At 60.9% G+C, this 14,413-nt stretch carries 14 protein-coding genes and 1 pseudogene; 7 read left to right on the top strand and 8 right to left on the bottom strand.

Features of this window, described 5'->3' with window-relative positions; genetic code table 11:
• Nucleotides 1-65: 65 nt before the first annotated feature.
• The 3 genes from EDE09_RS26250 to EDE09_RS26240 are packed head-to-tail and all read right to left on the bottom strand — an operon-like array spanning nucleotide 66 to nucleotide 2,227.
• On the bottom strand, nucleotides 66-941 hold the full coding sequence (locus tag EDE09_RS26250; RefSeq protein ID WP_105383910.1) for an amidohydrolase family protein: 876 nt from the start codon (nucleotides 939-941) through the stop codon (nucleotides 66-68).
• A 23-nt stretch (nucleotides 942-964) separates the two neighbouring features.
• Nucleotides 965-1,420, bottom strand: a complete 456-nt coding sequence (locus EDE09_RS26245) for a MarR family transcriptional regulator (RefSeq protein ID WP_132413363.1) — start codon at nucleotides 1,418-1,420, stop codon at nucleotides 965-967.
• 12 nt (nucleotides 1,421-1,432) lie between these two features.
• The gene (locus EDE09_RS26240; protein ID WP_132413361.1) at nucleotides 1,433-2,227 is read right to left on the bottom strand and encodes a crotonase/enoyl-CoA hydratase family protein; all 795 of its coding nucleotides are present in this window, start codon (nucleotides 2,225-2,227) and stop codon (nucleotides 1,433-1,435) included.
• Nucleotides 2,228-2,360: 133 nt separating this feature from the next.
• On the opposite strand from EDE09_RS26240, the gene EDE09_RS26235 reads away from it, so the two are divergent.
• The 7 genes from EDE09_RS26235 to EDE09_RS26205 all read left to right on the top strand — a co-directional run bounded on the left by EDE09_RS26235 (nucleotide 2,361) and on the right by EDE09_RS26205 (nucleotide 10,778).
• A complete protein-coding gene (locus EDE09_RS26235) occupies nucleotides 2,361-4,217 on the top strand; it encodes a feruloyl-CoA synthase (RefSeq protein WP_132413359.1) in 1,857 nt (618 codons plus the stop codon).
• Nucleotides 4,214-4,975: an SDR family NAD(P)-dependent oxidoreductase gene (locus tag EDE09_RS26230; RefSeq protein WP_132413357.1), complete on the top strand. Its 762-nt coding sequence runs from the start codon at nucleotides 4,214-4,216 to the stop codon at nucleotides 4,973-4,975. Before EDE09_RS26235 ends, EDE09_RS26230 begins: the two co-directional genes overlap by 4 nt.
• Before the next feature lie 5 nt (nucleotides 4,976-4,980).
• Nucleotides 4,981-6,588: an acyl-CoA dehydrogenase family protein gene (locus EDE09_RS26225; protein ID WP_165924273.1), complete on the top strand. Its 1,608-nt coding sequence runs from the start codon at nucleotides 4,981-4,983 to the stop codon at nucleotides 6,586-6,588.
• Nucleotides 6,589-6,658: 70 nt separating this feature from the next.
• Entirely contained in the window at nucleotides 6,659-7,567 is a 909-nt protein-coding gene (locus EDE09_RS26220; RefSeq protein WP_132413355.1) for a LysR family transcriptional regulator, read from the top strand.
• 145 nt (nucleotides 7,568-7,712) lie between these two features.
• Nucleotides 7,713-9,050, top strand: a complete 1,338-nt coding sequence (locus tag EDE09_RS26215) for an FAD-dependent oxidoreductase (protein ID WP_132413353.1) — start codon at nucleotides 7,713-7,715, stop codon at nucleotides 9,048-9,050.
• 10 nt (nucleotides 9,051-9,060) lie between these two features.
• Complete coding sequence (locus EDE09_RS26210; protein ID WP_112796806.1) at nucleotides 9,061-10,332, top strand: aconitase X catalytic domain-containing protein; 1,272 nt, start codon at nucleotides 9,061-9,063, stop codon at nucleotides 10,330-10,332.
• Nucleotides 10,332-10,778: a DUF126 domain-containing protein gene (locus tag EDE09_RS26205; RefSeq protein WP_105373549.1), complete on the top strand. Its 447-nt coding sequence runs from the start codon at nucleotides 10,332-10,334 to the stop codon at nucleotides 10,776-10,778. The genes EDE09_RS26210 and EDE09_RS26205 overlap by 1 nt, the downstream gene beginning before the upstream one ends.
• A gap of 34 nt (nucleotides 10,779-10,812) precedes the next feature.
• Here EDE09_RS26205 and EDE09_RS26200 read toward each other — a convergent pair whose 3' ends face one another.
• The 5 genes and pseudogenes from EDE09_RS26200 to EDE09_RS26180 form a co-directional block, all read right to left on the bottom strand.
• The gene (locus tag EDE09_RS26200) at nucleotides 10,813-11,517 is read right to left on the bottom strand and encodes a ParA family protein (protein ID WP_132413351.1); all 705 of its coding nucleotides are present in this window, start codon (nucleotides 11,515-11,517) and stop codon (nucleotides 10,813-10,815) included.
• A 115-nt stretch (nucleotides 11,518-11,632) separates the two neighbouring features.
• Nucleotides 11,633-12,715: a chemotaxis response regulator protein-glutamate methylesterase gene (locus tag EDE09_RS26195; RefSeq protein WP_132413349.1), complete on the bottom strand. Its 1,083-nt coding sequence runs from the start codon at nucleotides 12,713-12,715 to the stop codon at nucleotides 11,633-11,635.
• Between the two features lie 2 nt (nucleotides 12,716-12,717).
• Nucleotides 12,718-13,569 carry a protein-glutamate O-methyltransferase CheR gene (locus EDE09_RS26190; RefSeq protein ID WP_132413347.1) on the bottom strand — a complete coding sequence of 284 codons (852 nt, stop codon included), beginning with the start codon at nucleotides 13,567-13,569 and terminating at the stop codon, nucleotides 12,718-12,720.
• Between the two features lie 52 nt (nucleotides 13,570-13,621).
• The gene (locus EDE09_RS26185) at nucleotides 13,622-14,113 is read right to left on the bottom strand and encodes a chemotaxis protein CheW (RefSeq protein ID WP_105373552.1); all 492 of its coding nucleotides are present in this window, start codon (nucleotides 14,111-14,113) and stop codon (nucleotides 13,622-13,624) included.
• Nucleotides 14,113-14,413, bottom strand: a pseudogene (locus EDE09_RS26180) (methyl-accepting chemotaxis protein); the annotation flags it as partial. The pseudogene EDE09_RS26180 and the gene EDE09_RS26185, both read right to left, overlap by 1 nt.

Below are 14,413 nucleotides of genomic sequence, written 5' to 3'. Positions count from 1 at the left end.
CTTTCTGATCCAACGCCGCTTGTCGCGGAAGTCTGAGCAGCCGGGACGCGCTGTTGCGCGACTTTTTAGATCTTGAGAAGCTTGCGGGCATTCTCCTTGAGGATCAGAGGCCGCACCTCATCCTTGATTGGAATATTGGCAAAATCGGCCATCCAGCGATCCGGCGTGATTGCCGGCCAATCCGAGCCGAACAGCATTTTGTGCTTCAGGATGGAGTTGGCGTACTGCACTAGGATCGGCGGGAAATATTTGGGCGACCAGCCGGACATGTCGATATAGACATTCGGTTTGTGGGTCGCGACCGACAGCGCTTCTTCCTGCCACGGGAAAGAAGGGTGAGCCAGGATGATGGGCATATCGGGGAAATCGACCGCCACGTCATCGAGATGGATGGGGTTCGAGAACTTGAGCCGCATGCCCATGCCGCCGCGCATGCCGGCGCCGACACCGGTTTGGCCGGTATGGAAGAGTGTGATCGCGCCTTCCTCGGCAATTGCTTCGTAAAGCGGATATGCCATCCGGTCATTGGGGTAAAAACCCTGCATGGTCGGGTGAAATTTGAAACCCTTGACGCCGAACTCCCGTACAAGGCGGCGGGCTTCCCGTGCGCCGGCCTTGCCTTTCGCCGGGTCGATCGAGGCGAAGGGGATCATGATGTCACTGTTTTCGGCGGCGATCATGGCTACTTCTTCGTTATTGTAACGGCGGAAGCCGGTTTCCCGTTCGGCGTCGACCGGGAAGATCACACAGCCGATCTTGCGCTCACGATAATAGACGGCGGTTTCATTCACCGTCGGCAGCATGCCCTTGTGGCCGGCCGGGTTCTTGAAATATTTCGCCATGCCGGCCTGGAATTCGTCGTAGCCGTCGTCGCGCGGACCGCAGCAGGGCTCCTCCGCATGGGTATGGATGTCGATCGCGAGCAGTTCATCGATATTCAAGGCCGGCTCCTCCCGATCCTGTTTCAGTCAATCCCGACGAATTTCCGTAAGAGGCCCGTCAGTTGCTGGCGTTCGTCCCTGGTCAGGTTTTCGCCAACGGAATCCTCGTAGGTGAAAAACCAATGGCTTGCCTGTCTGATTTTGTCTGCGGCAGCCGGCGTAAGCGTGATTTCGACCGCCCGGCGATCATCGTCAGGAACCTGGCGTGTGACGAGGCCCTGATCTTCCAGCGCGCGGATGAGTTTGGTCATGTGGGCGCGTTTGATCATCAGCCTTTGGCCGAGCAGGCTCTGGCGGATGCCGGGGTTGTGAAGGATGACCCAGAGAACGGAGAACTCGCCCGGTTTCAGGTGGTGCTCTCCGACTTCTTCGAAAAACCGCTCATAGATCTTGAGCTGCGCGAGCCGCATCAGGAAGCCGAGCGCCGTGCTGAGCCGGTCTAGATCGACGTCTTCTGACGTGCGGACTGGCATATCCATGATGGTGTCCTCTCAGGCCGAACCCGGCGCCTTCAAACGCGCAGCCCGCTTTTCCAGAAAGGCCCGCAGCCGCTCCTCGGCTTCCGGACTGGTGGCGGTAAACGAGGAGATGAAGGATTCCACGAACAGGCCGTCTTCCTTCGCCATATCCTGAATGCGCGGGAGCGCATTGATGACGGCGTAATTGGAAATCTCGGCATTGCTCGCGGCCGCTTCCGCCAGCGCGTGCGCCTTTTGCCGCGCCGTGCCTTTTTCGACCACGTACTGGGCGAGGTTCCAACTCTCAGCTTCTTCGGCGGAGGCGACGCGACCGGTCAGCATCATGTCGGTCATTCGCGCGACGCCCATCAGCCGCGCGACTCGCACCGAACCGCCGCCGCCGACAAAGATGCCGCGCTGGCCTTCCGGCAGCGCAAAGAAGGCGGAGCGATCCGCGACGCGGATATGCGTGGCCGCCGCAAGTTCCAGGCCGCCCCCGACCACCGCGCCATGCAGAGCCGAAATCCACGGGATTGTGCCGTGCTCGATGCCGGAAAATACCGCATGCCAGCGGCGCGAGCCACGCACGCCTTCGATCGGCGTCTTCTTCACATGTTCGGCAAGGTCGAGCCCTGCACAGAAATGGTCGCCATGGCCGAAAAGGACGACGGCTTTCGCCTCGCTTTCGGCGCGGGCTATTGCCTCGGCGATCATCTCGACGAAGCGGTCGCTGATGGCGTTGCGTTTTTCCGGGCGGTTGAGACCAATATGGGCGATCTTGCCCTTGAGCTCATAGGTCACGAAGCTCGTTGCCGTCTGATCGGCCATTTTGTGCTTACTCCTCCAGCAACGGACGCTCCCATTCATCCGCCTTGAGTTTTTGATCGTTTACATGGAGATTGTTTCCTTGTAAACAAATTTTTGGGAGCCTGTGGAGGCATTGACGTCTGGGAGGAGTGTCATGGCCGGTCAATCCGCGCGTGATGTAAAGCTGTGGTCGCCTGTGGTAAAGTGGGAGGAACGGCCGGGCGGCGAGTTCCTGGTCTGGCGGGACGATCCCCTCGGTGCTTATCCGGACAAGCTCAACGAGCGGCTGGTGCATTGGGCAAAGACTGCGCCCGACCGCGCCTGGATGGCCGATCGCGACGCGACAGGGGGCTGGCGGACCGTAACCTATGGAGAGGCGCTCGACCGGGTACGGCGTATCGGTCAGTTCCTGCTCGACCTGAAACTTTCCGCCGAAAGTCCGCTCGTCATTCTCTCCGAAAATTCGATCGAACACGCCCTGATGGCGCTCGGCGCCCAGCATGTCGGGATACCTTCGGCGGCGATCGCGCCGGCATATGCAACGCTATCCGCCGACTTTGGAAAACTTGCCGAAATTGCCGCGCAGATCACGCCGGGCCTGGTGTTCGCCGATGACGCGGCCGTCTTCCGCAAAGCCGTCGATACGGCTTTCGGCGATGATGTCCCATTCGTTGCCATCAGCAATCTCCCGGGTGACCGGTCCAACTCATATCAGTTTGAGGACGTCATCGGTACCGAGCCGACAGCGGCCGTGGACGAGGCATTCGACGCCGTCGGCCCTGATACGATGGCGAAATTTCTCTTCACTTCCGGCACTACGGGTTCTCCCAAGGGAGTGATCCAGACTCAACGCATGCTCTGCTCGAACCAGGAAATGGTGGCTGACTGCTATGCTTATTTCCGCGACGAGCCTCCGGTCCTTGTCGATTGGTCTCCGTGGAACCATACGGCGAGCGGTAACAAGTGCTTCAACATCGTGATCTATCACGGCGGCACCTATTATATCGACCGCGGCAAGCCGACGCCGAAGCTGATCGGCCAGACAATCGCCAATCTGAGAGAGATCTCGCCCACCTGGTATTTCAACGTGCCTGCCGGTTACGAGATGCTGGTGCAGGAAATGCGCGAGGACGATACGCTCCGCCAGAACTTCTTCAAGAACCTGAAAATGATGATGTATGCCGGCGCCGGCATGGCGCAGCACACCTGGGATGCGTTGATCGAGCTTGCGGAAATGACTGTAGGGGGAAGCATTCCCCTCGGCACGGGCTTAGGTTCCACGGAAACGGCGCCATTTTCGCTTTTTTGCACGGATCCTCAGGACAAACCAGGCAATATTGGGATACCTGCTCAAGGCGTCACGCTGAAGCTGGTGCCCTTCGAAGACAAGTTCGAACTGCGCCTGAAGGGTCCGAACATCACCCCCGGTTATTGGCGGAACGAGAAGCTGACGGCAGCCGCCTTCGATGAAGAAGGATTTTACCGCATAGGCGACGCCGTGAAGTTTGCGGTTCCCGGCGACCCGAGCAAGGGGTTCTACTTTGACGGTCGGACGGCGGAGAATTTCAAGCTGCAGACGGGCACCTGGGTCGCCGTCGGCATGTTGCGCGCACAGTTCGTCAACCAGTTTGGCGGTCTTATCCGCGATGCTGTCATCACCGGCGAAAACCGGGCAGAACTCGGCGCGCTTGCCGTGCCGTTCATGCCGGCTTTGCGGGAGATCATTGCAGGAGAGACCGGCCTTTCCGATGAGGCGGTGATCGCGCATCCCAAGGTGAGGACGGCGATCGCTTCGCGCCTTGCCGGCCATCAGCGGCAGGCAAGCGGTTCGGCGACGCGCATCATGCGTGTGATGCTGATGACCGAGCCGTTGCGTTTCGAAAAGGGCGAAGTGACCGACAAGGGTTCGATCAACCAGCGTGCCGTGCTCGCTCAACGTAAGGACCTGGTCGAGGCGCTTTATGCGGATGGAGTGGATGTCATCCGCGTCGGGAAGGAGCTTGCGGCATGAAGATCGAGGGAGCGAGCGCGGTTGTGACGGGCGGCGGATCGGGGCTCGGCGAGGCGACGGCGCGCCAGCTCGCGAAACTTGGGGCGATCGTGCATATCTTCGACCGGAATTCGGCTGCCGCGGAGAAGGTAGCGGGTGAAATTGGCGGGACGGCGCTCCTTGGCGACGTGACAAACGAAGGTGATGCATCGCGTGCACTGGATATTGCAGCCGGAGCCGGCGACGGTCTTAGAATTCTCGTCAACTGCGCAGGCATAGGCACCGCCGGACGCATCCTCGGCAAGCAAGGCCCGATGCCGTTGGCCGATTTCGAAAGAGTGATCCGCATCAACCTGATCGGCACGTTCAACATGATGCGGCTTGCGGCCGAGCGCATGGCGGCGCTGCCGGAACGGGATGACAAGGCGCGCGGCGTGATCGTCAACACGGCCTCCGTCGCCGCCTTTGAGGGGCAGGTCGGTCAGGCGGCCTATGCGGCCTCCAAGGGAGGCATAGTTTCCCTGGCGCTGCCGGCGGCACGCGAATTCTCGCGCTTCGGTATCCGCGTCAATACGGTGGCGCCGGGCATTTTTCTCACTCCCTTGCTCCACGAATTGCCACAGGAGGCGCAGGATAGTCTGGCCGCTGCGATCCCTTATCCGTCGAGGCTCGGCGATCCGGCGGAATTTGCCGATGCGGTGCGGTTCCTGATTGAGAACCAGTATGTCAACGGCGAAGTGATCCGGCTCGACGGCGGCATCCGCATGCAGCCGCGGTGACACAGATGTCTTTCCAGGATCAGGCAAACCGGACGCTGGATCTCCTGGCCCTGACGCCGGGCTGGCAGCGGTTGAAGGAGATGCGGCAAGATTGCGACGATGAGACGGTCGTGGCGATCGTCGGGGAAGCGGCGAATTTTGCCGAAGGCATACTGGCGCCGTTGAATACGGTCGGTGACCGGGTCGGCGCACGGGTCGTTGATGGCCGCGTCAAGACGCCCGATGGATTTGCCGATGCGTTCCGGCAATATGCCGACGCCGGCTGGCTCGGAATGGACGTGCCGGAGGAGTTCGGCGGGCAGGCGGTGCCGCTGACGCTGCATGCCGCTTGTGCACCCCTCTTCGAACGCGGCTGCGTCGCACTCATGATGGCGGCGGGCTCCACGCGGGCCGCGGCCCATCTTCTGGCCGAGGTGGCCGACGAGGCGACTGCACGCGAATGGGTCCCGAAGCTCGCCTCGGGCGAATGGGCGGCTACGATCTGCATCTCGGAGCCGGAGGCCGGGTCCGATGTCGGGCGGCTTCGTACGAAAGCCGAGTTCCTAGATGGAGAATGGCTCGTCACGGGTCAGAAGATCTGGATTTCCTTCGGCGATCACGATATGGCGACACGCATCGGCCATTGCCTGCTTGCCCGCACGAACAATCAGCCGGGCACACGCGGCATCAGCCTCTTTCTCGTGCCGAATTTCGTCGATGGCCAGCCGAACGGGGTCACGCTCGACCGGATCGAGGAGAAGATGGGCCTGCACGGCTCCCCGACCTGCGCCATGCGATTCGACAATGCAAAGGGGGTTCTCCTTGGCAAGGAAGGGCGCGGCCTGCCGCAGCTCTTCACCATGATCGAGTTGATGCGGCTTCTCACCGGCTGCCAAGGGCTGGGTATTGCGTCCGCTGCCGCCGATATTGCCGAGGACTATGCCCGAGAGCGCCGACAGGGTGGCCCGGCGGACCAGCCACCGGTGCCGATCGCCAGCCATCCGGATATTCGGCGACAGCTCCATGAGTTGCGCAGCTCGACCGAAATCATGCGCGCAGCAGTGCTGGAACTGGCGACTGCCATGGATCTGGCTCAGTTGGAAGCCGAGCCGGGGCTGGAGGATTTTTGCGGCTGGATGCTGCCGCTGATCAAGAATTTCGGCGCGGAAACGGGCTTCGATGTCGCCCATCGGGCAATACAGGTGCTCGGCGGCGCCGGCTTCACCCGTGACTGGCCCCTCGAACAGTATCTGCGGGATTCCCGCGTCATGACGATTTACGAAGGCACGACGGGTATGCAGGCGTTGGATTTTCTGGCGCGGCGCCTCTGGCGTGACGAGGGCAAGGGGCTCAGCGTTTTTCTTCAGAAGGCGCGGGACGAGGTGGACGCCTATTCCGCGGAACATCCGGAGGCGTCAGAGGCGCTGCTTACGGTTCTCGACGACTTTGAGGCGCTGAGCGAGCGGATGATGGCGATGCAGAGTGATCCTGACGCGGCGCTTTACCGCGCGGACCATTATATGCGCGCCGCCTGGGCGACCGTATCTGCCTGGATAGCATTGCGCCTCTCCGATATCAGGGCGGTAGAACGGGTGAGGGCGGAGTTCGCACTTCATAGCGCGCTTTGTAAATAAGGTGAAGTTGCGCAGGCTCTGATTTGCATGTCTGATGCCCGCTTCGATTTTTGCTCGGAATGAGAAGACAGTGAACATACTTCTCGATATCGGCGCCTTTCTCGCAACCGCCCGCGCTGGGAGTTTTTCTGCGGCCGGTCGAGATCTGGGTGTTGCGACCTCCGTCATCACGAAGCGGGTCAGGCGTCTCGAAGACCATCTGAAAACCCAGCTTTTCGTGCGTACAACGCGACGTTTGGCGTTGACGCTCGATGGGGAGCGGTTAAGGCCGCGGCTGCAGCTTCTCGTCGGGGAGATCGAGGAGACCTTGGCCACGCCCAATACGCAGGAACTGGGATTGACAGGTTCGCTGCGCATCAAGGCGCCGACGACGCTGACGTCGATGTTCTTCGGCGATATCTGTGCCGCCTTCCAGGCGGCCAATCCGCGGGTCAAGCTGGAGATCGTGCTGCTCGACCGCTCCGTGAACCCGCTGGAGGAAGGGTTTGATGTGGCGGTGGGCGCGTTGCCGCAATCCTATGCCTATGTGATCGACCACCCGCTCTGCCCGTATCCGCGAGCCCTTTGCGCGGCACCGAGTTATTTTGCAAACCGCAGGAGGCCCAAGACTCCGACAGAGCTTGTCGGCCATGAATGCATCACGTTCCATACCATCGGCACGACCTGGACCTTCCAATTGGAAACAAGCGCGCTCAACGTGGAAATAACCTCGAATTTTACCGCGAACGACAGCCGTATCCTGCTTGCCGCCGCCAGGCAGGGATTAGGGCTCGCGATCCTCCCGCGGTTCCTCGCGCAGTCGGATCTGGACAATGGTATGCTGGAGGAAGTGATGCCGGAGTTTCCGGTTGAACCGTTATGGGTCAAGGCGTCGGTGCCGCGCATCAAGATGAACAGGAACGTCGTCGCCGAGTTCATCGCCTATGCGCAGAAACGGTTTGCGCAAGGAATTCCAACACAGGACATTCCTGCCTTCTGACAGGAGATCAGCGCTTGTTTACCTTCCAGTTTTCGCAAAACACGAAAGCTGATCGCTTAACTTGCCGGGTTCCGATGACGGTATCTTCAGCTACCATCCGACCGATAAGTGCCGACAGGATACGGCACCGTGCGAAAGAGGCGTGATGTCACAGATGCTGAGCAGGGAAACCCGGATCGTCAGGCGCGAAAAGGCGGCGCCGTTTCGCAAGCTTAAGGCAGATATCTGCGTCGTCGGCGCGGGTATCGCCGGTATTTCCGCAGCCCTCGAAGCGGCTCGGCTCGGCCGTTCGGTGGTCATCGTGGATGGACAGGCAGCGCTTGGCGGACAGGCCGTCAACTCGATCATCGCCACCTTCTGCGGCCTCTTTTCCAACGGCACCCACGGCTATCAATTCACCTACGGCGTGGCCGATGAGCTGCTTGCCTACCTCGAGACGCAGGACAAGGCAGTCCATTACCGGCACGGACCAAATACCACCGTCGTTTATTACGACGAAGTGGTGCTCGGGCGCTGGATGGAGAATGCCGTTCTTGAGGCGGGTATTCAGGTCGTGCTTGGCGCCACCATTCTCGACGTGCATGTCGAGGGACGACGTATCGTTCAGACGGACTTCATGACGCGTTACGGCGGCGTATCCGTCGAGGCTACGGGCTGGGTTGAGGCAAGCGGCGATGCCGCACTCGTCTGGCAAGCCGGTTTTGCGTGCCGCGAGCCCGAAAGGGGCGGCGTCTTCGGCACGCAGATGGTGGTACTGGAGAATATCGATGAGGCAAAGCAGCCGACGCGCTACGAGATCGCCGACCGGATGAAGGACAAGGGCGCGGGTTACGGCCTCCTGCGTCGCGAGGGGCTTGGCTTCACTATTCCCGGCCGCGGCATCGCCGCAATGAACATGACCCATGTGGAGACGCCGCTCGATCCGGTTGAGGCATCCAGGAAGGCGCTTGAAGGCAAAGACCAGGCAGCGCGTGCTGTGGAGTTCCTGAAGACGGAGTTTCCCGAATGCTTCGGCAATGCCCGCATCCGCTCCTTCGGCCTGCCGGGCATCCGTCAGACCCGCTGGATCGCCGGTCGGCATCATCTGACGGTGGAAGAGATAAAGGCTGGCACCAGGTTTGACGATGCTGTCGCCCGCACGGCGTGGCCGATCGAGTTGCATGATCATGGCGACGGTCATCATTGGATCACCTTCGACGAGGACCATGCCCACTACATCCCGCTCGGCAGCCTGACGCCGGAGGAATGCGATAACGTTGCGGCCGCCGGTCGGTGTATCGATGCGGATTCCGCCGCCCTTTCGAGTGTAAGGGTCATGGGGCCTTGCATCGGCATGGGCATGGCCGCCGCCAATGCTCTCGATCTTGCCGGGACGGGCAGCGTGCACCAGATCGATCTCGCAGCACTTCGCGAACGGGTTTCTGATAATGTCGAAAAGAAGCATTATCGCTGGTCCGACGAGGAAATGCGCGCCGCATCGTGAGGAGGAAGCGATGAAGCTGAGCGACTATGAGAAGGCTATGTATGACGGCGAGCACGGCCGTGCCAAGGCACGTGCCATGGACCTGCTCGTGCGCTACGGCGAAGCGCTCGGCGCTGAACGGCTGGTCGAGACCAACAATGTTGCAGGCGCCTTCAACGCCTCGACGCCCTCTGTGCAGCCGATCGCCCGGAAGGGCATGGAGCATGTCTATTCCGAGCTCAACCTCGACAGCGACGAGGTGGTGGAGGTGCCGCATATGGTGGCGCATACCTGCCAGCTGATCACCGGTATCGACAACGACAATTGGGAACTGCAGGGCGTTGATAAATCCCTTGTGGACATGCAGCGGGAAAACGAAAAGTTCCTCGGCCGCCGCGGCGTCAACATGTTCGCCACCTGCACGCCCTATCAGGTTGGCAATGTGCCGGTGAAGGGCGAGCATTGCGCATGGATGGAATCCTCGGCGGTGATCTACTGCAACTCCGTGCTGGGTGCCCGAACCAATGTCGAGGGAAAGGAAAGTACCGGTGCCGCGGCGCTGACGGGCCGAATTCCTTATTGGGGTTTCCACATCACCGAAAACCGTCGCGGCACCCATTTGGTCGAGCTCGATATCGAGGTCGACGAGATGATGGATTGGGGGCTTTTGGGCTATTACCTCGGCGAGGTGATCGGCGAAGATATTCCCGTCGTGGAAGGCCCTATCCGCCAGCCGGATCTCGTCAAGCTCAAACATTTTGGCGCTGCCGCGGCATCGTCGGGCGGTGTCGAGATGTATCATATCCCCGGGATCACGCCGGAAGCGGAATCGGTCGAGGAAGCCTTTGGTGGCCGCAAAATGCAGGGCACGTTCCGGTACGGTTCTCAACAACGTCGCGAGACCTATGAGAAGCTGCAGAGCGCGACCGAGAAAAAAGTCGATTTCATCATGCTTGGCTGCCCGCATAACTCCATCGATCAGATGTCGCTGATCGCCCATCTCCTTGAGGGCAATCGAATTCATTCGGATGTGGCGCTGTGGGTGCACACGCCGCGGGCCATCAAGCAGGTCGCCGAACGCAATGGCTACATCGATGTCATCAAGGAAGCAGGCGGCGTCGTGATGAGCGACACCTGTCCCGCCATCTCCCGCCGTTTGCCACAGGGGACCCGCGTCATCGCCACCGATTCCGCCAAGCAGGCGCATTATCTGCCGGCGATCACCGGGGTGCAGGGTTGGTTCGGCTCCGTACGTGATTGCGTGGATGCCGCGCTGACGGGGACGTGGAACGGGAGGATCTGATGGATATCGCGGCCGAAACCAGAACTGAAACCATCGTCCTCAAGGGGCGCAAGGTGGTGGGGGGGCGCTCGGAGGGCGAGGCGCTGGTGACATCAGAGACGATTTCCGGCTGGGGCGGCATCAACGAGCGGAGCGGTGCAATCATAGAACGTCGCCACGAGCTCAGGGGGGTCTCATTCGCCGGCAAGGTTCTGGTCTTTCCCGGCGCCAAGGGCTCGTCCGGCTGGTCGGCCTATTTCCATATGACGCGATTGAACGGCGTCCAGCCTGCGGCGATGATCTTTACGCGGATGACGACGAAGATCGCGCTCGGTGCGGTCGTCACCCGCGTGCCGGCGGTCACCGATCTCGATCGGGATCCGCTGTTGGTGATCGAGACCGGCGATTGGGTTACAGTCGATGCCGATGCCGGCACGGTGACCGTGATCAAGAAGACGCGGCCATAAACTCACCTCCAGGCAGAGTTCTTCCGGTCGCGCTTCAGGCGGCCCGGACGAAGCGGCTCGAAAGCGGCGCGCGTTTGTGCAATGGCACGCGGCGGAGCATTTCCAGCGCGAAAAGCCTTGCATTTTGCCGGGCCTTGTCGAGATTGCTGATCCGGGCTTCGTCCATCGTGTAAAGCGTGCCGCCGAGATCGAAGATGTCGCGGAACGCAGCACGTTCGATGATCGGCGTATCGAGCACGTCGACATTGCGCTCTGCGAGCAGCATCTTGACCGTCAGCAGGGCGCGAGTGGTCACCATGGAGTTGACGCGCGTCAGCACCACGGAATGGGGCACGCGGAGGTTGGCCTTTTCTGCGAGGTAGCGCAGCAGTTCCAGGACGTTGGCGCCCCCTTGGGCGTCCATGGCGCAGCCCTGGATGGGGATCAGGACATGGTCTGAGAGGCCGATCGCCTTGGCGAGCAGCGGGCTCTGGGCGCCGGGCAGATCCAGCACGAAATAGTCCGTCTTGTGCCGGTTTTCCAGGATATGGCGTTCGATCGACGCCTGGGTGACATAGGAGATGACATTGAGCCTGTCGTCCGCCGGCGAGAGCTGATGCCAGCGCGAGATCCAGTATTGCGGATCGGCATCGAGGATCGTGACGCGATAGCCTTGCTCTACCAGTTCTGTGGCGAGAAGAAGCACGGCCGTGGTCTTGCCTGCACCGCCCTTGGTGTTGGCAAAGGTTATAACTGGCATCTTGGGTCCCCGTCCGGCTGCCGAGCGCAAATTGCTCTTCACCGCACCCTCATGATGCGTGGCGTCATTCTTGCCAAACATGGTTAATGAGGCATGAAGGCTGAATTGGCAGATTTCACCGCCGGCGATCGGCAGCTAGGATTTCCCGCCCGATCTGGTCGAGCGGCACGATCCTGTCGACGCCCCCATGTGCGATCGCTTCCTTCGGCATGCCGAAGACGACCGAGGTGGCTTCATCCTGGGCAACCGTATAGGCGCCGGCCTGATGCATCTCATTCATGCCGCGGGCGCCGTCGTCGCCCATGCCGGTCATGATAACGCCCATGGCGTTGGCGCCCGCTGACCTCGCGGCGGAGCGGAACAGCACGTCGACAGAAGGGCGATGGCGACTGACGAGCGGCCCAGACCGGATGGAGACTTCGTAACGGGCGCCACGCCGTTCGAGCAGCATGTGCTTGTCGCCGGGCGCGATCAGCACGTGGCCGCGCAGAACAGGATCGCCGTCGACAGCCTCCTTGACCTCCACCTGGCAGAGGCTGTTAAGGCGTTGGGCAAACGCTGCGGTGAATTTCTCCGGCATGTGCTGGACGATGACGATGCCCGGCGAGTTAGCGGGCAGGGCCTCGAGAAGCTCGCGCAATGCTTCGGTGCCGCCGGTGGACGCGCCGACGCAGACGACCATTTCGGTCGTTTTTGCCATGGCGCCGGCTCTTGGAGGCGGCATGATCGCATCCGCGGTAAGCTTGGCGGTTGTGCTTCCTTCCACAAGTCGCGATGCGCGCAGCTTGCCGACCCGGGCGCGGGCGGCACCTTTGACCGCAGTTCGGATGCGATCGGCCGCTTCGGCGAGATGATCCGCCGCGCCGATCTTCGGCTTCAGAATGATATCCACGGCGCCGGCTTCCAGCGCCTGCATCAGAGTTTCCGATCCGGCTTCCGTCAGCGATGAACACATCACCACCGGAATGGGATGCTGCGACATTAGCTTGCGCAGGAAAGTGATGCCGTCCATCTGGGGCATTTCGACATCGAGCGTGATGACGTCGGGGATTTCTTCACGAATCTTCCGCGCCGCCATGAAGGGATCGTTGGCGACCCCCATGACTTCGATATCGGGATCGGCCGACAGGATTGAAGACAAAATCTGCCGGACGCTCGCCGAGTCATCGATGATCAGGACGCGGATTTTGCCCATCATGCTCATACTCGCCTGAAGATCGTATTCGCGACCTGTCTGATCGGCAGATCGAACCCCGTTACCGTTTCGGAATGGCCAATGAACAGATAACCCCCCGGCATCAGCCGGTCACAGAGCCTTGTAAGTACATGGCTCTGGGTATGTTTATCGAAGTAAATCAAGACGTTGCGGCAGAAAATCATATGCATCGGATCGCCGACGGCATAGGCGTCGTCCATCAGGTTCAGCCGTGCGAAGCCCACATGGGAACGGAGCTTGGGAGCGATACGCATTTCATGCCGGCGGGGATCCGACGCCCGCATCACGTATTTCCGCATCATCTCGGACGGGACCGGCTGAAGAAGTTCGCTCTGATAGATGCCGCGTTGAGCCTTTTGCAGCACGTCGGTGGAGAGGTCCGTTGCGAGTACGAAATAATCCCTCTCCGGCGCGTTGGCCGCAAGATAGTCGGACAGCACCATGGCCATGGTGTAAGGTTCTGCGCCGGTCGAGCAGGCGGAGCTCCAGGTACGGATGCGTCGCTCGTTGAAGTTCCGCAGGATATCCGGCAGTGCCGCCCTCGTCATGTATTCGAAATGTTTCGGTTCACGGAAGAAGTCGGTCTTGTTGGTCGTGACCGCGTCGATGAGGAAGATCGCTTCCGCCTCGATGCCGCCTTGCTTGAAAAGATAGTCGCAATAGCTGTCGAAGGTCTGCATGCCGGTGACCCGCAGGCGCCGCCGAAGCCGCCCCTCCAGCATGGTCATTTTCGTATGGGGCATCTTGATGCCGCTGTAATTGTATATGTATTCCGCCAGTACGTCGAAATCGCGCTTGCTCAGCCGATCGTCGAGCGGCTGGCTTCTCATCGCCATGCTCACGCACTCACCCCCGTCATGTTGACTTTCCAGGCCCGCGTCCCTGTTCCTACGCGACCTGAGCCTGCGGCCCGACATCGGCGAGGGCCGAACCGGAATCCGAGAACAGTCGCGCAAGATCGACAATGACCACGAAGCCGCCGTCCCGTCGCACGACGCCCGCGATGTAGTCCGAGCGCCAGCGCACGCCGATGTCCGGTGCGGTCTCGATCTGCTCGCTGCGGAACGGCACGACTTCGAAAACCCGATCTGCCACAAGGCCGAGCGCCAGAACGCGATCGGCGACAGGCACATCGAGCACCAGGATCCGCGTATGGGACGTCTTGACGGTCCTGGACATCCCGAGACGCAGACGGAGATCAATAACCGGGACACCCTGACCGCGGACATCGCGCAACCCCAGAAGATATTCCGGGCCATGCGGGATCTTGAACGGCTCCTCATGGTCAAGGATCTCGCGGACCACCTCCACGGGGACCGCGAAGAGCTCTTCGCCGAGGGCGAAGGTTACGAATTGCGCTTCGGAAGATATTGCAGCCATTATGCACGCTCCCTGAAATCATCGTCGTCGGAGTCCGGCCCACCCATGGATAGGTCGAGGGCGAAACCCCTGGCACGGGCCTGCTGCGCCGCCAACGATTGTTCAGCCGGCCGGGTGGTGTAGCCTTTATGCGTCGGCTGTGCTGAAGATCTTGCTGGGGCTTGCTTGGTTGCTGCGATCTGGCCTCGCTGCTTGGAGCCGGTGCGATCGACCTTGAAGAAGGCGATCGATGCCTGCAGTTCCTCGGCCTGAGCGGCCAGTTCTTCCGATGTCGCAGACATCTCTTCGGATGCGCCGGCA

Origin of the sequence: Neorhizobium sp. S3-V5DH (assembly GCF_004343065.1) — a bacterium.
Lineage (GTDB): Bacteria > Pseudomonadota > Alphaproteobacteria > Rhizobiales > Rhizobiaceae > Neorhizobium > Neorhizobium huautlense.
This window is presented reverse-complemented; position numbering and strand designations above follow the sequence as displayed.